This window comes from Anaerolineales bacterium (assembly GCA_003105035.1).
Classification (GTDB): domain Bacteria; phylum Chloroflexota; class Anaerolineae; order Anaerolineales; family UBA4823; genus FEB-25.
Genome location: PQAL01000039.1, coordinates 1 through 21,540, shown reverse-complemented (window position 1 = coordinate 21,540; position 21,540 = coordinate 1). Strand labels below are relative to the sequence as shown.

Sequence of the window (21,540 nt, the reverse complement as noted above, 5' to 3'; positions counted from 1 at the left end):
CACCATTCTGTACCAGAACGGCGATGGCAAGATCGGGGCGATTTTCAAGGCCGGCAAAGGTATAACCAGCGAACCAGGCATGCGGATCACCAGAGCCTGATTCAGCGGTGCCTGTCTTGGCAGCTACAGGGATACCGGTGGAGCTCACAAAGCTGTTGATCCCATACGAGCTGGTGCGGTAGGCTGTGCCGCGTGGGTCCATCACTACAGTGATCATCGCGTCCTGGATGATGGACAGGTTGGTGGGTGAGATTGGTAGAGTGCCCCGAATCGTGGGCGAAAAGACATACGTCGGGTCACCATCCACCGGCACGATGCGGTCAATCACCTGGGGCGTGTATAGCGTCCCACCGTTACCGACTGCGGCGATGAAATCCGCCACCTGGAGGGGAGTCACCTGGGTGTTGCCCTGGGCAATGGCCAGGTTTACCGCATCCACCGCACTTTGCGGATCAGGGATCTGCCCGGCTGCGTCACCAATCTCGATACCGGTTGGGCTGCCCAGGCCAAAGGCGCGTGCCATGTCAGAAATGGCGGTATACATGCCGCGATTGTAAAAATCCAGCCCAATGTGCCAAAACCAGGGATTGCATGAGCGCATTAACCCTTGGGGCAGGGTCAGCAGGCCACTGGGTTGGGTCTTGCCATCATCTAGATAGTGATCATAAGTCCAGTCGTTGGGTTGCATGCCCTGCAGTTCGGTAAAAAAGTAGCCACAGTCGTATTCAGAATCCTTGGTATACAACCCGCTCTCCAAAGCTGCAGCCATGGTAATGATCTTGAAAACTGAGCCAAGCGGGTACTGGCCCTGGGTGGCGCGGTTCAGCAAAGGTGTGGATGCATCATACAGGTCATTGATCTGGTAGCTGTAATTAAAGTTGGCTGGCTCAAACAGGTTGGGGTTGAAATCGGGTGAAGACAACATGGCCAGGACGCGGCCTGTGTCGCGCTCCATGACCACGATCGCACCCTGCATACCTTCGCTGAGGGCATTGCTGCGCTGCAAGCCTAGCTGCAGGTCATAATCCAGGGTGGTATAGACTGCCTCAGCGGGCTGTGCATCGGTGGCGGCCAGCTGGGTAACAATGGTATTGTTGGGGTCGACGACATATAATGCCCCTCCGCGTGTGCCGGCAAGCGGTTTTTCAGCATACAGCTCAAGGCCATCGCGACCCACCCGCTCATCCACGCGATACCCCTGGCGCTTGTAATAATCCACTTCCTCTGGCTGGATGGAGCTCATAAATCCCAACACATGGGAGGAAATGCCATCTTCAAAATAATAACGCGTGCGGAACGGCGACAGGATAACCCCTGAATAGCCCGCCAACACGGCTTCACGCGAGCCAAGGGCTTCTATGGATATATCGGCGACGGGCAGGTAATACCCGTAGGGTCGCCAGGCTTCAATCATGCCCGAAAGCGTGTCGGGGTGCACACCGGTCAGCCGGTAAATCTCTCCCAGCAACGCATCCTCCTGCTCCGGGTCAACCGTCGCAGTATCCAGACCAATGGCTACCGCGTCGGCCTGAGCGACCAGGGCGCGCCCGTCGCTGGAGTAGATGTTGCCCCGCGAAGGGATGCGATAATCCATATAGAGCTTATTCCCGCCGCGCAGCTCGGGCAGGATCAACGAATCATCCCACTGGATGCGCCATTCGCCACCTTCCAGGGTCAGGTTCATCATCGTGCTGCGGTCAAAATCGCCGACGAGCACGCTGTGCATGAGAACCTTATATCCAACCTGGCCGCTTTCAGGGTTCTTTAGCGAGGATAGGATTTCATAATCCCAGCTGCTTAGAGCAGCTTCGTTGGCCAAATCCGTATAGCGCTTGGTGAACTCCTCTTCACTGATGGCTTCCTGGCTGACGCTGGTCAGCAGGGCATACATCTCGGGGTATTCTTCAGCTTTCCAATGGTCTAGATAGACCTGGGCGGTCTGCTTGGGGTCAGGCACCGTGGTGGTATCAACCTGTGGACCGGGTAGTGTTACAGTAGCCTGTGCGGTCACAGGCGAGGTCGGGGTGGGTGAAGCAGTTTGGCTGCATCCAAACAGGAGCAGGGCAGCGATAACAAGGATCAATAAACGATGTTTCATCTCTGGATACTTTTATGTTTCAAGGAATTTCCAACAGCCGTCACGCTGGAAGTCTTTCCTGATTTCCTTCGCTCAATATTTCGTGGTAAACATGGCAATTATACCCAAGCCCTGCCTGGCAGGCTGATGGAACATCAAGCTGGGGGCGGACGTTGAATTTTTTGAGTGCGCGGGCCAGGTGGCATAAGGGTAACCCCATCACATTGGCGTAACAACCCGCCAGGTTCTCCACCGGGTGAAAACCAGCGTGCTGGATGGCATAGGCTCCCGCTTTATCCAGCGGATCTCCGCCGGATACATACGCCTCAATCTCGGCATCTCCATACGCTCGCATGGGTACATCGGTTGTGCATCGATCACTCACCAACATCCCATCCTGTGTACGCAGGACCGTAACGGCAGTCATCACCTGGTGTGAGCGACCACGCAGGGCTCGCAGCATGTCTTTTGCATCCTGGGCATCTTTCGGCTTTCCGTAAATAACCATCTTTCCATCGGTTCCAGAGCCCAAGACAGCCGTATCGGCAGCAATAACCAGGCTGTTGCCGCGGGCCAGGTGGCGAGCAGATTGTGCCTTGGCATTCGCAATGCGGGCTACATAATCACTACCACCTTCGCCAGGCAACGGATTTTCATCGACCTCAACAGGCAGGTGATTATACTCCCATTTTACAAGGCTAATCAGCTCCTTACGGCGTGGAGAATTAGAGGCCAGATATAGGTGTATGTTCACATTTATCCCAGGATCGTACCCGGCGATTCTAACACCCTACACTGGTTCTTTCCATCAAGCGGTTGTAAAATGAACGCATCTTAATATTGATTTAAACACCAGGAGCTGTTCATGGATGAATTAAAAAACAGAATCATCGCGGAAGGAAGAAACCTGGGCAATGGGATTTTAAAAGTGGATGGCTTCATCAACCACCAGGTCGACCCGATATTGATGGATGCCTGTGGAAAGGAGCTGGCAACCAGGTTTAGGAATATTGGAGCAACCAAAGTGCTCACAGCTGAAATTTCCGGCATCGCTCCGGCAGTCTCCACCGCCTATCACCTGGGTCTGCCTGTGGTTTACGCCCGAAAAAGCAAACCCATCACCATGCCAGACCAGGTCTTCCTCACCCTCAGCCCATCACATACCAAGGGTCGCATGGTCGAGCTGATCGTTTCACCTGAATACCTGGGGGTGGGAGAGCGCGTGCTGATCATCGATGACTTCCTGGCGACCGGCGCCACCATTCTGGGACTGGTGCGACTGGCCCAAACCGCCGGGGCGACCATTGTGGGGATCGGCGCACTGATCGAAAAAACCTTCGAGGGTGGCAGGGAGACCCTGGCTTCACTCGGTATCCCCGTCGAAGCGCTGGTGCAGATCGTATCGATGGATGGAGACCGGATCAGATTCACCCTGGATGAGGAATGATGGACGCAATTGCCATCCTTGACTTCGGCTCACAGTACTCCCAGCTGATCGCCCGGAGGGTGCGTGAAGCGCATGTTTACTGTGAGCTATTCCCCTGGAATACAACCCCAGAAAAGGTGATGGACCTCAAGCCAAGGGGGTTTATTTTATCCGGCGGGCCTGCCTCTGTATATGAAGCAGCAGCGCCATCCATTCCGGCATATGTCTTAGAAAGCCAGCTGCCCATCCTGGGGATCTGCTACGGGATGCAGGCTCTTACCCTGGCTCTGGGAGGCCGGGTGGCAGCTTCCACCCGGCGCGAGTATGGACTGGCTGAAATCGAGACCACGCGCAGCAATCCATTATTAGGGGAGGGCAAGCGGGCGGTGTGGATGTCTCACGGTGATCGGATCGAGAAAGTGCCGGTGGGTTTTGAAACCCTGGCCCGCAGCAGTAACTCACCCTATGCTGCCATTGGAGATTTGTCCAGGCGATACTACGGTGTCCAGTTCCATCCAGAAGTACGCCACACCCAGGGTGGCAGCGAGATCCTGCGCTCCTTCGCAGCAGATATCTGCGGGGCACGGGCGGAATGGACCGCCGAATCCATCATTAAACAGTCCATCCAACGCATCCAGGCGCAGGTTGGTAGCCAGCGGGTATTATCTGCGGTAAGCGGAGGGGTGGATTCCAGCGTGGCAACCACCCTGGTCCACCGTGCCATTGGCGATCAGCTGGTGGCTATCTTTGTGGATAACGGTCTGCTGCGCCTGGGGGAAGCCAACCAGGTGGTGAAGGTCTTTCGAGAGACGATGGGGTCAGAGCTGGTTACTGTAGATGCCATGGATGATTTCATGGCTTCCCTGAAAGGCATCCGTGACCCCGAGCAGAAGCGGCGCATCATTGGCGAGAAATTCATCCGCGTTTTCGAGGCCCAGGCACAGCAGCTGGGCATGCCGCACTTTCTAGTGCAAGGGACAATTTACCCCGACGTGGTCGAATCAAGCGCACCCGACCGGGCCCAGGCAGCCCGAATCAAGAGCCACCACAACGTGGGTGGCTTGCCCGCGAACATGCATTTTCAACTGGTTGAACCACTACGCTATCTTTTTAAGGATGAAGTGCGCCAAGTCGGGGAAGCTCTGGGACTGCCCCATGAGCTGGTGTGGCGGCAGCCGTTCCCCGGGCCTGGGCTGGCGGTGCGCTGCCTGGGTGAAGTCACCCCTGAGCGCCTGGATCGCCTGCGCCAGGCGGATGCGATCTTTACCAATGAGCTGAGTGCAGCCGGCATGCTACGCATGGCAGAAAATGAAGGTACCGCCCAATCCTTCGCCGTGCTGCTGCCTGTGCAGTCGGTGGGTGTCATGGGGGATAATCGCACCTACCAGGAAGTAGTGGCGCTGCGGGCGGTCACCACCGATGATTTTATGACCGCTGATTGGGCTCGCCTACCCCATGACCTGTTAGCCTGGGTAGCCAACCGGATTGTCAATGAAGTACCCGGAGTTAACCGGGTGGTGTATGATATCACCAGCAAGCCACCAGCCACCATTGAATGGGAATGAGTGGCTAGGCCAGGGGGTTTCGGCGTATTTTCAATCAAGGTTATAATTATTCCAGGGTAGGGTACCGGTCATTCACATGGGTTGAACTAGGAGGAATAAGATGGATGGACTGATTAAATTAGTATCCCAAAAGACAGGGCTACCCAACGATAAGGCAAAAATCGCAGTCGATACGGTGCTGAACTTCTTGAAACAGAAATTACCCCCAAGCATGGCCGGGCAGCTTGATGCAGTCATGGTAGGCGGTGGTGCCATCCCGGATGATCTCACCAAAAGTCTCGGTGGCTTGTTAGGTGGAAAGAAATAAACCCAAAAAGGAGAAAATAATGGCTAAAATAATTGATGTCGAAGGAATTGGAAGCAAGTATACGGATAAACTACACAAAGCTGGTATAAAAACGACGGAGGCACTGCTTAAAGCCGGCTCAACCCCCAAGGGACGCAATGATCTGGCTGAAAAAACCGGCATCGGCGATGCCCAGATCCTCAAATGGGTCAACCATGTGGATCTCTATCGCATTAAAGGTGTTGGGTCAGAGTACTCCGAGCTTCTGGAAGCTGCCGGTGTGGATACCGTCCCCGAACTGGCCCAACGGAAAGCAGCCAACCTGATCCAAAAGATTGTGGAAGTGAACCAGGTCAAAAAGCTGGTGCGCAAGCTGCCGGTTGAATCTCAGGTGGCAGATTGGATTGAGCAAGCCAAGAAGCTTCCACGCGTCATCACATATTAAACTGGCACCCACACAGAATTCCACTTCAAGGTGAGGTAATTCACCATCCCCTGGAGGGTAATATGCCATTTCTCAATCGGATCCAATTAATCGGGCGCCTTGGTAAAGATCCCGAGGTGCGCTTCACACCCAGTGGGAAAAAGGTCTGCACGTTCAGCCTCGCCGTCAGTCGCCGGTGGAAGAACACTGCCGGTGAAGACAAGGAAACCACAGATTGGTTCAACGTGGAAACCTGGGGCCATCTGGGTGAGATATGCAAACAATACCTGCATAAAGGCCGGCTGGTCTTCCTGGAAGGACAGCTGCGCACCGACCGTTACGACCACGAGGGCGAGACCCGCTATTTCACGCGGGTGGTCGCAACCCAGATGCAGATGCTGGACCGCAAAGCAGAGGACCTGCCGTCGGTGGAAGGAGATGAACTAACCGACGAAGAGTAAATGACTTTGATCAGATACAGTGGAGCTGACAGGGATTTGGAGTGGATTCTCACTCCAAATCCCTGATGCATCCTAGGTGCGTTATTTTACCGGGATGGCTTCTAATTGTTCGATCAGCCCCTGAATAACGTCAAACCCTCCCTGCCAGAAGCTACGGCTGTGCATATTGATGCCGGCATCCGTCAGGATTTTATCGGGCGACTTCGAGCCACCCGAGGAGAGCAATTTCAGGTAGCGCGGTTTGAAGGTACTCCCCTCTTTCTTATATTGTTGGTAGAGCGATAAGACCAACAGCTGCCCGAACGTATAGGCATACACATAGAACGGTGTCTGGTAGATATGCGGGATGGAAACCCACTCCCAGCGGAATTCATCACTCACCTCAACCGCATTGCCAAACTGGGTACGCAAGTTCTCCAGATAAGCTGCGGATAGCTCGTCGTTGGTCGCACCGTGCTGCACCATATCATGCGCCTGGCGTTCAAACAGCGCAAATTGTGCCTGCCGCATGACCGTGGCGTAGGCATCATCGACCTGGCGGAAGAGCAATGCCTGGCGCACCGAGGCATCGCTTTCAGAGGCCAGCAAGCTGTCCACCAGCATCATTTCACCAAATGTGGAAGCGGTCTCAGCTAATGGCAAGGAGGAATGAAAGGTGAATAAGGTGTGATCAGCCGCGAGCTGGGCATGGATGGCGTGGCCAAGCTCATGGGCCAGGGTAGCTATATCATTAGGCTTTCCCGTGTAATTCACGAATACCCAGGGGGTGATATCCGGTGCCAGCGTAGCACAGAAAGCCCCGCTGGATTTGCCCCGCCGTATCTCGCTATCCAGGTGAGCCTGCTCAAGCACCCGGCGAGCCAGTTCTTCCAGGCGTGGCTCAAAGTCGCGGAAGGCATCGAAGACCATGTTGGCAGCCTGATTAAAATCATATGTTTTATCGGTTTTGGTCACCGGAGCGTATATATCATAGCGACGTAGCTGTTCCATCCCCAGCCAGCGCGCCTTCAGGCGAAAGAACCGCTGGAATAGCGGGATATTATCCTGGCAAACATCTAAAAGGGTGTCGACGACATCATCGGGGACGTCGTTTCCAAGGTTACGCACGGCAATGGGAGTGGAGAAATGGCGCATATCCACGTTCTCATTACGCCAGTCGCGCACCAATGCCTGATACATCTGGCCGAGAATAGCTCCATCCTGGCCGTACACCCGGTAGAGCTCCTGATAGGCTGCAGCACGCAATGCCGGATCTGAGCTGCGTACATAGACCGATAGTTCTTCACGACTAAGCTCTTTTGTCTCGCCGTCCACCTGCAGGTGGAAGACGTAGCGATTGGTGAGGGTGTCGTAGAGATTGGCGATGGCCCTGGCGCCGGTGACATCCTTGATATTGATGATTTTTTCTTCAGCTTCTGAAAGAGTATGCGGCTTGAAATGGCGCATCTCCTCCAACCAGTAGCGATAATCACCGCTGGCAGCCATCAGTCGTTCGGCAGCAGGGTCGTCCAAGGCCTTCCACCACAGGCTGAAAAATAACGTGCGGTTATTTAGCACCGCCAGGCGGCTATCTACACTGGCCATGAATGCCTGGATCACCTGGTCTTGGGTGTCTGCTGAGAAGCTGAGCGAGGCATAGCCAGAGATGCGGTAAGCCAGGCGGGTAATGGCTTCAAGCAGGCGAACCGCCTCGAGGAATGCTTCCACGGTCATACCAGGGGCCAGGCTAAGGCGCAGGGCTTCGAATTCAAGTACTTTTTCGTCCAGCTCGTCAAAACCGGCTTTCATCTCCGGAGAGTCGTGGGCTGGAAACAGGTCGGATAAACTCCATGGGGATTGCGTGTATGTCTTCATAGGCTCCATATATTTAGATTTCAGTATAAGTGTTCATTGAAATTCAAGTAAGTCGATTTGGTGCTGGTAACCTGGTTAAACATTAAAGCGGATGTGCACGATCTCGCCATCATGTACCAGGTATTCCTTGCCTTCAAGGCGCAGGCGACCCTTGGCCTTGGCTTCATTCAAACCGCCCAGCGCCAGCAGCTCATCATAGGAGATGACCTCAGCGCGGATAAAGCCCTTCTGCAGGTCGCTGTGAATCTCCCCTGCCGCTTCGTAAGCCGAGAGGCCACGCCGCAAGGTCCAGGCACGCACTTCGTCAGCACCCACGGTAAAGAAAGAGATCAACCCGAGCAGGTCATACGACACGCGGATCACGCGTGCCAGCCCGAGCTCGCTGATGCCGTATTCCGCCATGAAAACCTCGGCATCCTCGGGGGCCAGCTGGGCAAGTTCCATTTCCAGTATACCCTGCAAAGCCACAAGGCTGGCGTGGGTGTGGGGGTACTCGACAGGGGGTATCTCCTGGCCTTCGTACAGGTTGAGCAGTACCAGCAGGGGTTTACGGGTGAGAAAGCCAAAACCCGCCAGTGCTTTTTCATCCTCAGAGGTCAGGTCGATCTCGCGCAAGGGGATCTCGCGTGACAAAGTATCCTTAAAACGCTCGAATAACACAATCTCGCGCTCAATGACAGAACGCTCGCGCCCCCCACCCTTTTTGCGTTCCTCGGCCAGGCGTTCAAGCTTGCGCTCCACGGTGATCATGTCGTTTAACAGTAGCTCGGCGTCCATGGTGACAATATCGCGCAGCGGGTTCACGCTGCCAGCCGGGTGCGGGACGTTGGCGTCCTCAAAACAGCGCACCACGTGCAACAGGCCATCCATCTGGGTCAGCAGGTTGAGAATCTGGCCTGAGATGGCGCTCTGGCTGCCTTCCAGCCCGGCAATATCGGCATAGGTCACCTTGGCGTAGATGGTCTTTTTGGGCTTGAACATAGCCGATAAGCGATCGATGCGCACATCGGGGACGTCCACTACACCGGTATGCACATCAAACCTACCGCCACTGGTGGTGATGGGCTGATGGCCGCGGGTGAGGGCGTTGAAAACGGTCGTTTTACCGGATTGGGGAAGACCTATGATTCCTAGTCGCATGCAGGTACTCCTCCGCCAGCTAAGTGGCGATGACCACTATTGCCAAGCAGTTGTACAGCGATTATACCCGCATGGGCGGGTGGTGGAGAAAACCCCTCAACTTTCGTTTTCATATCGGGTATAATTTGCATTCCAGCCGAAGTGGCGGAATAGGCAGACGCGCACGACTCAAAATCGTGTTCCGAAAGGAATGAGGGTTCGATTCCCTCCTTCGGCACCTGAAAAAACACCCTTGATGATAAATCCTGGGTGATTTTGTTTAAATAATATTGGTTTTTGGGTGTATAAACACCCTCCCTAACCCTACCAAGCCTTGATTTTTGAGGTTCTGTGTATATTTTATGCAGGATAAAAACAGGCATATGATCGTTTCAACTTGTGCGTCATTGATTGCTTTTATCATTATAATGAATTAATTCTGAATAAATCACACTGGGCGATAAATAAAGATATCTTGCATAGCTGCTTGTTTGCCAATCTCGGTGTTCCTCAATTTCCTTTTAGTCCACCATAAGTGGAGGTGAAATCATGGCTCAAAAAGTAAATTTCTTGGAGAAACCTTTTTTACTTTGGATGTTAGCTAACCTGGGAGGATTTATATTATTAGGCCTTGCCTCATTGGTAGTGCCACGATTGACACCACTCCACAATATATTCGCATCCACTTTGATGATTGCTCTGCCGATCAGTATCCCCCAATGGCTTGCCTTACGCCGCTTAGGCCCCGTCTCATGGCTGTGGATTCTGTCATTCCCGATTGGATTACTCGCTGCTGTACTGGTTTTTCGCGACTTACCTATTGGTTGGCTTCCGTTTGTTGATGATGAATCGCCACTTTCGATAACCACCGGCTATTTATTGGGGGGTTTATTAATTGGCCTGCCCCAGTGGTATTTATTGCGGCCCATACTTTCCAGGGCATCGCTTTTCCTGCTTGCCACAGCCGGAGGATTGGCTTTGGGTATCCTGGTGGTCCTGATCACCGATTTAATTAACATCTCCGGAATTTTATCCATCGTTGTAGTAGCTCTTTTCTATACCGGGTTTACTGGCATTATTCTCTCCCGTGGGTTGGTCAAACCAGATTCGCCGCGCAGCTTTTCATCCGAAACCGTCCAACCATCCTAACCAAGTACGGAATGTAGATTCGATTCCCGCCTTCGGCCCCAATGAAAACAACAACCCCACCCTTGGATAAACAGGTGGGGTTGATCGTTAACTATAAGATCGCAAAGTTCTAAACAGGCACGGCAGCCTTCGTCACTACCTTGAATGCCGGTGGATTCTCAATGTGCTTCTTCACTGCGCACAACTCCGCTGAGCGAATGAGGGAAGGCAGGTATTTCTCAGGGAACCCGGGTGGGGTTTGGATCTCCAGCACTACATTCTCAACCATACCGGTCAGGGGGTTGCGGTCGGAACGCTGAATAATCTTTAAGCCCTCGGTCGGCAAGTTACGTTGCCGACAAAAGCCCAGAACGTAAATTCCTGCACAGGTTGCAATGGATGCCAGGAACAATGAAAATGGGCTAGGCGCTAGGCCAGGCTCGCCGTGTGGGCCGGATTGGTCGGTCATCACCGTGTAAGGGCCAAAATGAGCATCCACCCTATCGCCACCCGGAAAATCAACCATCATCTCCATGTAATATTTTCTCCTTATCAATGATTTCTCTTGGTACTTCGTTTTGGATGCATGAACTGCATAAAAGTTACCGATATGCTACACTAGCTAATAACCTATTCAACTGCTAAGATCAGACTCAGAAGAGACCCTTGCAAATTTCGATATTGATAATTATTGCTCTGGTGGTGCTTCAGCCACGGCAGGCGGGCTTGCCTCGCCCTTGTGCCACCAGAAGTACCAGTAGAGGAACACCGAGATGGTGTACAGGATGATGGTGCCTAAAAATGGTGGGCCAAACCCATACTTTACCTGCAGGCTCCCGCTGATCATCGGGCTGATCACCCAGCCGAAATTCCAGGCCATGCTCACCAGGCTGGCCACCATTGCCCTGGACGAGGCATCCACTTTTTCCATCACGAATGTCTGGTAGACCGGGCTGCTCATATTCATCAGGGCTACCCGGATGTAATAAGCAAACGCACTCAGCCAAAATAGGGGTGAAAATCCCAGCAAGATCAGGAAGGGTATGGATAAACCCTGGGTGATGACCACCAGCTGGATCTTACCCATGCGATCAGCTAACGGCGGTGCTACCAGCAAGCCTATTCCCATGGCTAACGAGCCCCAGGCCATCAAGACGCCGATCACCGGATCCGACTGGCCGTATTGCTCCCTGAAGAACACGTTCATGAACGGCATGATCAGGCCCGCTCCAATGGAAGTGATCAGCATGGGCAGGATAAGCTTGGTCAGTTTCACAGGGTACTTGGCAGCATAGGATATCGGGGCAAACACGGTGCGCTCCGAATGACCGAGGCGTGGCATCTTAATTAGGATAAGCGGGATGATGCCAATTGCCAAAGCGATGGATACCACCAGGATCGAGCCACCATAGGCCTGGCTGCTGAGTGCATCCACCCCGCGCGCATTCGCCACCCAGGTGGGCAGGTAACCTCCGATCCAGTTGCCCACCGAAGCGGCCACCATCTGGATTCCCTGGCCAAAACTGAATAGATATGTCCGTTCATACTCGCTGCTGTTTTCCATCAGGAAGGGGCTCATGGTCACTGCAGCTAGGCTTTGGGCGATCCCACCCAATACATTCATTGCATAAAAAACCGAAGGCACCGGCCATATGACCATCAAACCGATCGATAGGCTCATCATGCCCGCCGAGATCAGCAAGGAAGTTTTCCTGCCCAAGATATCTGCCATGTAGCCCATGGGCAGGGCAAAGAATAAGGCGGTCAGGCTTGTGGTGGTGGTCAGGTAGCCCATCAGCCGGGCGTCATAACCCAGACTGAGCAGATAGAAATTAAAGATCAGCCGGTAAATCCCGATGGCGATACCGGTAATAATGGCAAAAGTCAGGTACAAACGCGCATTCGGCCTGAAAGCCACCACGTGCTTGCCATAATCTTTCACGCTCCGACCTAAACTGGCAATCATACTTTACTGCTCACCCGAGTCAGAAATAAATCGTGCAAGGTTCTCGAAAGTCTCCGCCAGCGCCGCAGATCTCACAGTGTAGCGCTTCTCTTCCTCAAATTCCATGGAGATGTATACCAAACCCGCCAGTCGCAGGGCGTTTAAGTGGTGAACCACCGTGGGTGCCCTCAAGCGCAGTTTCCTGGCCAGCTGGGTTGGCGTGGCGGGCTGATCATGGAGGTAATGCAAAACCAACAGGCGGGTAGGATCAGATAGTGCTTTGAGCGTTCGCAACATGGCGTCGGGAACCACCTCTCCTGGCACCAATGACACATCTGACGGACGTGCCCCGAACAGCACAGTCCATTTTTGAAGCTCAATCGAGTCATACATCACCAGAGGGGTAATCCAATAAGAAGGAGCAAAGCTCACCAGGTCTGCCTCTTCAAAGGCAGCAATCTTGACACCCTGCGAAAGCTCAACCATGAGGCTGGAGAAATCCAAATCTGCGGCCTTCACCCTGGCAGTATCCAGCGCCTGCTGCAGGTAAGGGCTGATACGCCGCTCCTCCTCAGCAAAGAAAACTTCCATATAGGATTGGAGCGCTTCCACGTAGCGCTCCCCAAATTCAGCAGAGCTCGCCCACCCCTTGAGAATGGTCACTAATTTGTCCGATGAAACAGGGTCATTTTTTTGCCTGAAATAAGACTGGAGCTGTTCCAGCTCATTTTGCGTCCAGGATTCTGATGAACGAACCCTGTTCAACATGCCCAACACAGATGAAGGAAGATCAGAATGGTAGGACAGGAACGGTAGCAGCTCTGATGGTTTTACCCGGGATAAGAAGCGTATGGCAGTTGATGCATTCTTTGGCTCAGGCAGGCTAGAAATCCAAGCAATGGGGCTATTGAAAAATAGGATCTGGGAATCTTCCAGGATGGATCTCTGAGGTGCCGATAGCCTCGACCTGACGCCCGCAGCCCAGGCTGGGCGTAATCCAAATCTGTCAGGATGATGGAGCACATGCAGGCTGGCAAACAGGTCGTAAGATGTTCCCAGGCTCCACCTGATGGAGGGCTTTTGGTTAAATTCCATTTTATTCATCAACGGTTTTCGATATTAGATATATATCTAATTAGATAATAATCTAATGTATCAGGCCTGTCAACGGGATGGTCCATTTTTGCTATATTCGGTTATGATAGATATAACCATGCTAGGAGGAGCCATGCTGAGAAAACTCTCTCACCGTATCTATCTGCTTGTTTTCCTTTCCCTTACATTATCTGGATGTAGTGCCATCCGAGGAATTGGTGACGCTCTCACGAATGGAATCAAAGGATTTTCCATCCACTTTCCGTAGACAGGCAGTTTATCGAATATCTCAAAACTTCTGCTCACCCTGAATGTTGTAGAAAATCTTACTATTTTCACCAAATAAACTGTGGATAACTCAAGAAATATTGTGGATAACTCGGATAAATTGTGGATAAGTCTTGAATGATCCAATTTTTCTAAAACCACGTCTACCCATATATGGTGTAAGGAGCTGTCTGTATGCCAGTTCTTATAGTGTTTGTGTGGGATAGAAAATTGATTAAATATTATCCACAGACTCGTACATCACAAACGGGGAGACAAAAACAATCAAAAATGACAATATATGCTTGTTATGCGGTCAATATCCCCTACATCTGGGGGTTACCTGCTTAAGAAAACACCTTATCCACATATCCACATGTACTACGAATACTACTATATATAAATATAAAAATTGATAATAAGTTAATTAATAAGAAAGCAAACACATTATGATTCGTGTCACCTTTTACAAGGCATGTGTGTTATAAAATAAATTAACGTGAAATCCAAGGGAATAGATAATAATAAGGGGGACTGCCTGCAATAGTAACCATCTTCGCTGAAATCATAATGTCCGGATCCAGGGTGGATGATACCGATAGGATCGTCCGATCACCGCTACCTGGTAAAGCATCTTCTGGCACCGACACGATAACAGTAACCAATAGGCTCTCACCCGAGGCTAGCGGACCAGTGCTGTCTCCTGCCGGCAGCGATGCTATCCAGTCACCGCTCAATCCCATGGTAAATGTGTCCATATAGTCACCGATGTTTGTAACTGCGAACTCGTAGATCACCTGGGTACCCGGTTCACCGTAATTTTGCTGCGTAGGTGGATTGATGGAAGCGCTGACTGGTGGCTCACAGCCACCGAAGAAATCCGCTGCCCGCTCCAGCACTAAAGAGCGGTTGGCCAGCGAAGAGATTGCCTCGAAGGGATAACCTAGAAAAACGGTATTGAAGGTGTTCCCTGCATAGCTCACTGCCGCATTGCCTTTGTTTCCCGTAAAAGCCACATTGGCCGAATCATCCGGGACAACCACGTCCGAATAATTGTTGAAGGGGTAAGACAGGCTATAAGGGCCCAGTCCCCCGAACACGTTCTGCCCAGTTACCGAAGTCTGGCTGACATCATTGACGAAAGATGCAATGTGTAGGTAGTTTTGGGCGAAAGGAGAGACGCCCATGACATACAGGTAATTCTGGCTGGATAGAAATAAGTTTCCGCCACGATCCAGGTACTCTTTCACAGCCTCTTCGTTGACATTGTTGAAAGTGTTTGTGAAGGGGTAGCCGGTGAACCACACCACTTGCCTATAACCAAACAGGTTGTCCGCTGAAGGGTTACCTACCGTTAAAATATTCCACACATCATAGCTATAGCCAAGGTTATCCAGGGCAGCAGTGTAATAGGTTCTAACATTTGGGTTATCACGATCGTCATCCACTAATAGGATGCAGGGCAGTGGGCCGAGATTAAAATCCTGGGCAACATTGGTTTGAACCGCCACTTCCAGGGTGATTGGTCTGTGTGATGGAGAGAAGGCCGTCAAATGCCATGTACCTTCAGCCACCTCGACGTTGTAGAAACCATTTTCGTTGGTATTGACGGGTAAAACGGGGGCATCGGTAAATTGGAGTTCTGCAGATAAGGGAACACCATAAGCTGAGTCATACACGTAACCACTGACACTATACGTTGGCAAAGATATTAATTCATAATTATGAGTTGTGATGGCATCCGCAGTTATGTTGACATTGTTTTCGATAACAGGATCATATCCATAGGCATCGGCTGTGACGGCGTAGGTACCAGCCCGAAGGGAGATGTTGTAATAACCCGTATTATCCGTGGTAGCAGAAAAGCTGCGTCCTTGGTCATCATCTGCGGTGACTGTAGCACCGACAATAGGATTTCCGCCAATAGCTGTGGTCACGTGCCCGTCCAGGGTTCCTGGGTCGGGAATCAAGCACCCGCTCATCTGGGCAAACGTGGCAACGGATGCCCTGACAAAATCGGTGAAATAGGGCCGATTTGTGTTGGTTGAAGTATCCTGGGAAGAATGATAATAGGGGTTGAAATCATCCTCTCCTTCAATACCAAGGATGGCTGGATATCCATGACTTATAAATGAGCCATGGTCGCTACTCACTAGATATCTTGTTCCGATGGTTGGTTGTAAATTAATGTGGTAAGCGTTGACAACGTCGCTAAAGAGATTTGCTAAATCCAGCGAGCCTGGCACAGATGAACCATATCCAAGGTAGATGCTTTGCGAAGTGTTAATGGTGTTCCATGCAATCATATCCAGGTTAAGGTAACCCAGAATATTTTCACCTCGTTGATAGGCCCTGTGTGCATAAGCATCACTGCCAAGAAGACCCTGCTCTTCACCGGTCCAGGCGGCAAAGCGTAAAGTACAACCCCACTGGAATTGAGAAAGGATATCCGCAGCAATCATGGCGGCAACTGTGCCACTGGCGTTATCGTCTGCGCCAGCGGGTACCCTCTGAACATCGTCAATATGCCCTCCAATAATGAAGATATCTTCAGGATTGTATAACCCCTGGATCTCGCCAATCACATTTGGATTGGTTGAGTTATTCCAGACTTGATATTCAACTTCCATCCCCAGATCTGACAAATGTTGGCCAAAGTAGCTGGTGGCTTTTTGGATATTCAGGTTACTGTCGGTGCGACGGGAGGTGATGGTATACCAGGCGCCGTCCACCCATACCGGGATTTCACCAGCCAGACCCTGGTCGTACTGGTAGATATGGTCCGTGGATACCTGATCAATCATCAATTGGATGAGAGGATCTGGCTCAATTGCATCTGGGAACACAAGCTCGGTTCGGATGGATGGAAGCGGCTTAGGGGTAAGGGTGATCGCTCGGACTTCTGCACCCGCCTGGGTCAGTGTCTCAAGCTTTGAAGGGTCCATGAGCAACAGTACGCTGCCGTCCAGGTTGAGCAGGATCTGCCCGTACGCCGAATAATCAGGAGATACACGGCCGGGTAAGGTCTGTGCCTGGTAATATGAGCCTGGCTTCAAGTCACTATCTAATATTTGGTAATTCAATCCAGCTTTGTCCAGGGCGAGCAACCCTGAGCTATCAGGTGTGGAGAGCAAGCCTTCCTCCAATATAGCGACCATGGGCAGCTGTGTAGAGGCGAAGCGGGCAATATCATCAGAAGTGCTTAGCTCAACATATACGAGGGATAGTTTGGTCAATGCCTGCGGGGTGATTGCCCGGGCATTGCCGGTCAGACTTACCAGTAAAACCAGGAACACCACAGCACTAAGAAAACGAACTCTCATTGGCTTTCTCCCGTGAAATTTGAGGAAAAGGTAGCGGGTAAAAAACGAGCCAGGTATCAGCCTCACAATCTACCCGGCACCCAAGATAAAGCTATTACGGTTTTTAGGACAGTTTTAATTATATACGAACTTAATCCCAGACGAGAACGCTACAACGCCTGTGACCCTGCAGAATCGATCCTTGAGGGTGCATATACCCCAAGATATCTCATTATTTTATGAAGGTGAACGACTACAGATCGCGCAACTTGGGAAAACGGATAGCGACAAAGATTCCATAAATCAGCGAGACCGCAGCACCGATCGCTACGGAGATCGAGGCACTGAGCCAGTCGGCCACCAACCCGGCCTGCAAGCCGCCCAGGCGGAACATGGCCTGAAAGGTCATACTATAAACACCCATAACCCGCCCACGCAGCTCGTCGGGGGTGACAAACTGGAGCAGGGTATTGGCCAGGGCATTCTGCCAGACGAAGCTGAAACCGATGAAGAGCATGAGCACCATGGATAAGGCGAAATTCTTAGAAAAGGCGAACAGCAATAGAAAAAAAGGAAAGGCCAGGTTGCCCAGGGTGAGGAGCAGCCCGCGCCGAGCCTTGGATGGCAGGGAGGCAACTATGAGCGCCCCTACCACCGCCCCAACACCAATCATGGTATAGAGCAGGCCGAGAGGCAACGCTTCAGGTGCCTGGCAACCCATAGCATATAATCTTGAGCCGCAGATGGCGTTGATCACCCCTTGTGCGCTGCCGGCCAGCACGTCGCTGGCGAAGACGGGCAACAGGGTATTGTAAGGCATGGACAGGAAAGCACTGACCGCGATCAGGCTGACCAGCACCAGGATCGTCTGGCGCTGCATGATGAATTTGATCCCACCGGCCATGTGCTTTAATGCACTACTCTCACTATCAGGCATCGGGTGCGGAAGCGGCAAACTGCGCATCAACAGCAGGCTGATGAGTACGGCAATAAAGGTCAGTCCATTAAAGAAGAATGCGTTGGCTTCACCGGTAGTAGCTACTAAAATCCCAGCTAGAGCAGGCCCGATAGCACGCGCCCCGTTGAACATGGCAGAATTCATTCCGATCGCGCTGGTCAGGTCCTCCTTGCCTTCCACCATATCCACCGTGAATGCCTGCCTGGCAGGCAGGTCCACCGAGATCGCTGCACCCAGGATGAAAGCCAGGAGATAGACTTGCCAGATCTGCACAGTTCCAGTCCAGGTTAGCCAGGCCAGCAGGAAGGCCTGCAGGAGCATAATACTTTGGGTGACCAGGAGGATGCTGCGCCTGGGGAAGCGATCGGTGATGGAGCCTCCCCACAGGGAAAGAGGGATGAGAGGAATCAGTCCAATGAAGCTGATAATGCCCAGCGATGCAGCCGAGCCGGTGAGGCGGTATACCAGCACCTGCTGGGCCATGGTCTGCATCCATGTGCCGATCAGGGAGATGCCCTGCCCTACAAACCACAGCAGGTAGTTACGGTGACGAAAAGCCCGGAAGGTGGCAGGCAAGCGTAAATTTGCGATCATTTACCCTGCCAGCTTGGCGACCGTGACCCCTTCACCGCCTTCTTTATCCCCACCCGCCTCGAAGGATTTCACATGTGGGTTTTGACCCAGGGCTTCACGAACGGCCTGGCGCAGCTTACCGGTGCCTTTGCCGTGGATGATGCGCACCCAGGGCAGCCCGGCGAGATAGGCCGAGTCAAGGTAGCGGTCAAGCGCATCCAGGGCCTCCTCGCTGCGTTGGCCACGCAAATCGAGCTCGATGCCTGGCGATTCGGCATATATTTGACTACCTGCCTGCCGCACGGATCCGGAGGCTGATTCACTGGTTGACTTCGAGCGGGTGGTTGCCATCAACTCATGGGCAGTGGGCAAGCCGGTGGATCCGGAAGGTGCACCGGTTTCCTCACCAATTAGCTGCAACTCTGCCAGGCGAGCGCGGATGCGCAGCACCCCCACCGAAACCTCGGCTTCTTCCTCTCCCAGGGCAGTGACCACACCCTGGGTGTTCAGCGAATGCAGGCGTACCCGATCTCCCAGGCGGATAGCTCGCCGCTGGGGGGTGAGGCGGGCTTCGGGCGTACGGCGTTCCACAGGTACTGCCACCGCATCCTGCAGATCTTCCACGATTTCTTCCACCTGCTCAATGACTTCCAGAGGCTGGCGGGTGCGGGCCAGCTGCCGGCGTACCTCACGCAAATCATCCTCCACAGCTTCCACCTGCTCCTCAGCCTGGCGTCGGGCTTTTTCCAGCACCTGCATCCGCTCATCTTCGATCTTTTCCAGGCGTTTGGCCAGCTCGACCCGCATGGCCTCGGCTTCACGGTGGGCATTTTCAGCAGCAGCACGCGCCTTGCGCGACAGATCGCGCTGGCGGTGAATCTCATCCAGCAAATCCTCCGCTCGCAGGTCAGCCGGGCTTAATTCGGAGCGTGCCGAGGTAATGATCGGGTCGGGCATCCCAAGCCGTTGGGCGATCGCCAGGGCATTCGAGCGACCAGGCAATCCAATGGTCAGGTGGAAGGTTGGACGCAGCGTTTCCAGGTCAAATTCAACGCTGGCGTTGACCACCCCGGGTGTGGCATGAGCAAAGGCCTTGAGCTCAGGGTGATGAGTAGTGACCAGGGTGGTGATGCCGCGCTCGAGCAAGTGGGTCAGCAGGGCACGCGCCAGGGCTGCACCTTCCTGAGGGTCAGTGCCGGCACCCAGCTCGTCCAGGATGACCAGCGAACGTCGGTCGGCATGCTCGAGGATACGGATGATGTTGGTGATATGCCCCGAAAAGGTCGACAGGGATTGCTCAATGGATTGTTCGTCCCCAATATCCGCATAGATACTATGGAACAGGCTGATCTCCGAGCCAGAGTGGGCTGGAATGTGCAGACCAGACTGGGCCATGAGCGCCAGGAGGCCGATCGTTTTGAGCGTGACGGTCTTGCCGCCCGTATTGGGCCCGGTGACCACCATGGCGTAGGTTTGAGCATCCAATTCAACGTCAATAGGCACCACCGTAGCCGGATCGAGTAACGGGTGACGCGCCTGGTACAGGCGGATAATGGTCCCCGGGTGCCGGCCGGAGGGCTTACCGATGGGCTGTAGGGTAGGCTCGGTGGCAGAGATGGCGTCAGAGTATTTCGCCTTGGCAAAGCACAGGTCCAGGTCAGCTACACGTTCAACCGTCTTTAAGATGTTGATAGCCTGCATCCCCACCTGGCTTGAAAGCTCGGTCAGGATACGACGTTCCTCATCTCGTTCAGCCAGCTGAAGCTCGCGGAATTCGTTGTTATGCTCCACCACACTAAGCGGCTCCACAAACAGGGTTGCCCCGGAGGCAGACTGGTCGTGTACCACCGCCCGTATACGTCCTTTGAATTCGGAGCGCAGGGGCAGCACGTAACGCCCGTCACGCTGGGTAATCAAGGCCTCCTGTAAATAGGGGGCGGTGTGTGGATCAGACACCATGCGTTGGAGCTTGGTCATCAGCCGGTCATGGGCGATGCGCAGGTCACGGCGGATGGCTGCCAGGGCTTCGGAAGCGCTGTCCAGGATCTCGCTGCGTTCCGAGATAGCACGCGTGACACTATCCACCAGGCCCATTGGGGCGGGGATCTGCGTGGCGATCTCGTACAACGTGGGGAACTGCTCGGCCAGGCGCTCAAAGGTGCGCACCAGCGTGCGGGCGGCTACCAAGGTAGATTTGATATCCAGCAAATCGGCAGGGGCCAGCACACCTCCGTGAGCCGCCAGGTCAACCGCCTGGCGCACGTCGCGTGCCCCACCAATGGTGAGGTCGGGCCGGGTAACGAGCATGCGAACCGCTTCGCTGGTCTCCGCCAGCCTGCGCTGGGCTTCCTCGATATTGGTGAGTTGGCTGCAGTTTTAAGGCTGCCTCAGTAGACGCAGCAAATGCACAGTATCCTGCCAGGCGTTCGAGTACCTTGGGGTACTCAAGGGTAATTAAGGTTTTAGCATCCATAATCGATCAATTCACCCAAATATCAGACAATCTGGGAGTGTACCACACTAGAAACATGCGGGGAGGTGTGTTTTATCTTATAATTTGCTTCAGACAATCCTGCGGAGGGTAAAAATGGAATACACGTATGCAGTTATCGGTGCAGGCCGGCAAGGCACTGCTTCAGCTTATGACATGGCGCGTTGGGGCGAGGCAAAAAAAGTCATCCTGGCCGACCGGGAGCTGGAGATAGCCAAACGCGCGGCTGAGCGGGTCAATGAATTGATCGGCAATAATGTGGCGGAGGCGACGCAGGTGGACGCGACCGACCTGGCAGCCGTCGAAAAAGTACTGACGGGGGTGGATGCGTTTGTCAGTGCAGTCCCGTATTATTTCAACCTGGGTATCACCCAGGCGGCAATTAAGGCTAAAGCCAGTATGTGTGATCTAGGCGGGAATACCGATATTGCCCGGCAGCAGCATGCGTTCAACGCTGAAGCACGCCAGGCGGGCATCAGCATCATCCCCGACTGTGGCCAGGTACCCGGGCTGGGCTCCTCGCTGACCGTCTATACCATGGGGCTGCTGGATGAGGCCACCGATGTGTA

The 21,540-nt window shown here is 53.2% G+C and carries 16 protein-coding genes, 1 tRNA gene and 1 pseudogene; 8 read left to right on the top strand and 10 right to left on the bottom strand.

Annotated features, from left to right (window positions below):
* On the bottom strand, positions 1-2,098 hold a 2,098-nt coding region (locus C3F13_17825), incomplete at its 3' end, for a hypothetical protein (GenBank protein ID PWB49948.1).
* Between the two features lie 40 nt (positions 2,099-2,138).
* A complete protein-coding gene (maf, locus tag C3F13_17820) occupies positions 2,139-2,831 on the bottom strand; it encodes a septum formation protein Maf (protein ID PWB49947.1) in 693 nt (230 codons plus the stop codon).
* Positions 2,832-2,942: 111 nt separating this feature from the next.
* Between maf and xpt the strand changes: the two genes are divergently transcribed.
* The 5 genes from xpt (at position 2,943) to C3F13_17795 (ending at position 6,239) form a co-directional block, all read left to right on the top strand.
* Complete coding sequence (xpt, locus tag C3F13_17815) at positions 2,943-3,524, top strand: xanthine phosphoribosyltransferase (GenBank protein PWB49946.1); 582 nt, start codon at positions 2,943-2,945, stop codon at positions 3,522-3,524.
* Positions 3,521-5,068 carry a GMP synthase (glutamine-hydrolyzing) gene (gene guaA, locus C3F13_17810; protein ID PWB49945.1) on the top strand — a complete coding sequence of 516 codons (1,548 nt, stop codon included), beginning with the start codon at positions 3,521-3,523 and terminating at the stop codon, positions 5,066-5,068. Before xpt ends, guaA begins: the two co-directional genes overlap by 4 nt.
* Before the next feature lie 100 nt (positions 5,069-5,168).
* Positions 5,169-5,375: a hypothetical protein gene (locus tag C3F13_17805; protein PWB49944.1), complete on the top strand. Its 207-nt coding sequence runs from the start codon at positions 5,169-5,171 to the stop codon at positions 5,373-5,375.
* Positions 5,376-5,391: 16 nt separating this feature from the next.
* Positions 5,392-5,799, top strand: coding sequence for a DUF4332 domain-containing protein (locus C3F13_17800; GenBank protein PWB49949.1), 408 nt, complete (start codon positions 5,392-5,394; stop codon positions 5,797-5,799).
* Positions 5,800-5,861: 62 nt separating this feature from the next.
* Positions 5,862-6,239 carry a single-stranded DNA-binding protein gene (locus C3F13_17795; protein ID PWB49943.1) on the top strand — a complete coding sequence of 126 codons (378 nt, stop codon included), beginning with the start codon at positions 5,862-5,864 and terminating at the stop codon, positions 6,237-6,239.
* An 81-nt stretch (positions 6,240-6,320) separates the two neighbouring features.
* Here C3F13_17795 and C3F13_17790 read toward each other — a convergent pair whose 3' ends face one another.
* Complete coding sequence (locus C3F13_17790) at positions 6,321-8,102, bottom strand: oligoendopeptidase F (protein PWB49942.1); 1,782 nt, start codon at positions 8,100-8,102, stop codon at positions 6,321-6,323.
* Between the two features lie 66 nt (positions 8,103-8,168).
* Complete coding sequence (locus C3F13_17785; protein ID PWB49941.1) at positions 8,169-9,233, bottom strand: redox-regulated ATPase YchF; 1,065 nt, start codon at positions 9,231-9,233, stop codon at positions 8,169-8,171.
* Positions 9,234-9,368: 135 nt separating this feature from the next.
* Here C3F13_17785 and C3F13_17780 point away from each other — a divergent pair.
* Positions 9,369-9,453 (top strand) — tRNA-Leu (locus C3F13_17780).
* A 308-nt stretch (positions 9,454-9,761) separates the two neighbouring features.
* Positions 9,762-10,361 (top strand): hypothetical protein, encoded by a 600-nt coding sequence (locus C3F13_17775; protein PWB49940.1) that lies wholly within the window; start codon positions 9,762-9,764, stop codon positions 10,359-10,361.
* A gap of 109 nt (positions 10,362-10,470) precedes the next feature.
* Here the strand turns inward: C3F13_17775 and C3F13_17770 are convergent, their stop codons facing one another.
* From C3F13_17770 to C3F13_17745, 6 genes and pseudogenes are all read right to left on the bottom strand, one after another.
* A complete protein-coding gene (locus tag C3F13_17770; protein ID PWB49939.1) occupies positions 10,471-10,875 on the bottom strand; it encodes an osmotically inducible protein OsmC in 405 nt (134 codons plus the stop codon).
* 153 nt (positions 10,876-11,028) lie between these two features.
* Positions 11,029-12,306, bottom strand: coding sequence for a hypothetical protein (locus tag C3F13_17765; protein ID PWB49938.1), 1,278 nt, complete (start codon positions 12,304-12,306; stop codon positions 11,029-11,031).
* Positions 12,307-12,309: 3 nt separating this feature from the next.
* Positions 12,310-13,389 carry a hypothetical protein gene (locus C3F13_17760; protein PWB49937.1) on the bottom strand — a complete coding sequence of 360 codons (1,080 nt, stop codon included), beginning with the start codon at positions 13,387-13,389 and terminating at the stop codon, positions 12,310-12,312.
* Between the two features lie 752 nt (positions 13,390-14,141).
* Positions 14,142-16,970, bottom strand: a complete 2,829-nt coding sequence (locus C3F13_17755; protein PWB49936.1) for a hypothetical protein — start codon at positions 16,968-16,970, stop codon at positions 14,142-14,144.
* Positions 16,971-17,202: 232 nt separating this feature from the next.
* Complete coding sequence (locus C3F13_17750; protein ID PWB49935.1) at positions 17,203-18,501, bottom strand: MFS transporter; 1,299 nt, start codon at positions 18,499-18,501, stop codon at positions 17,203-17,205.
* Positions 18,502-20,953, bottom strand: a pseudogene (locus C3F13_17745) (endonuclease MutS2). It lies immediately after the preceding gene.
* A gap of 114 nt (positions 20,954-21,067) precedes the next feature.
* Here C3F13_17745 and C3F13_17740 point away from each other — a divergent pair.
* A partial coding sequence (locus C3F13_17740) for a hypothetical protein (protein ID PWB49934.1) occupies positions 21,068-21,540 on the top strand: 473 nt, incomplete at its 3' end.

Coding starts and splice junctions, on each gene's coding strand:
- C3F13_17755 (PWB49936.1), bottom strand. CDS start 16,970: ATGAGAGTTCGTTTTCTTAGTGCTGTGGTGTTCCTGGTTTTACTGGTA.
- C3F13_17795 (PWB49943.1), top strand. CDS start 5,862: ATGCCATTTCTCAATCGGATCCAATTAATCGGGCGCCTTGGTAAAGAT.
- C3F13_17760 (PWB49937.1), bottom strand. CDS start 13,389: ATGAATAAAATGGAATTTAACCAAAAGCCCTCCATCAGGTGGAGCCTG.
- C3F13_17775 (PWB49940.1), top strand. CDS start 9,762: ATGGCTCAAAAAGTAAATTTCTTGGAGAAACCTTTTTTACTTTGGATG.
- guaA (PWB49945.1), top strand. CDS start 3,521: ATGATGGACGCAATTGCCATCCTTGACTTCGGCTCACAGTACTCCCAG.
- C3F13_17805 (PWB49944.1), top strand. CDS start 5,169: ATGGATGGACTGATTAAATTAGTATCCCAAAAGACAGGGCTACCCAAC.
- C3F13_17770 (PWB49939.1), bottom strand. CDS start 10,875: ATGGAGATGATGGTTGATTTTCCGGGTGGCGATAGGGTGGATGCTCAT.
- xpt (PWB49946.1), top strand. CDS start 2,943: ATGGATGAATTAAAAAACAGAATCATCGCGGAAGGAAGAAACCTGGGC.
- C3F13_17785 (PWB49941.1), bottom strand. CDS start 9,233: ATGCGACTAGGAATCATAGGTCTTCCCCAATCCGGTAAAACGACCGTT.
- C3F13_17750 (PWB49935.1), bottom strand. CDS start 18,501: ATGATCGCAAATTTACGCTTGCCTGCCACCTTCCGGGCTTTTCGTCAC.
- C3F13_17765 (PWB49938.1), bottom strand. CDS start 12,306: ATGATTGCCAGTTTAGGTCGGAGCGTGAAAGATTATGGCAAGCACGTG.
- C3F13_17790 (PWB49942.1), bottom strand. CDS start 8,102: ATGGAGCCTATGAAGACATACACGCAATCCCCATGGAGTTTATCCGAC.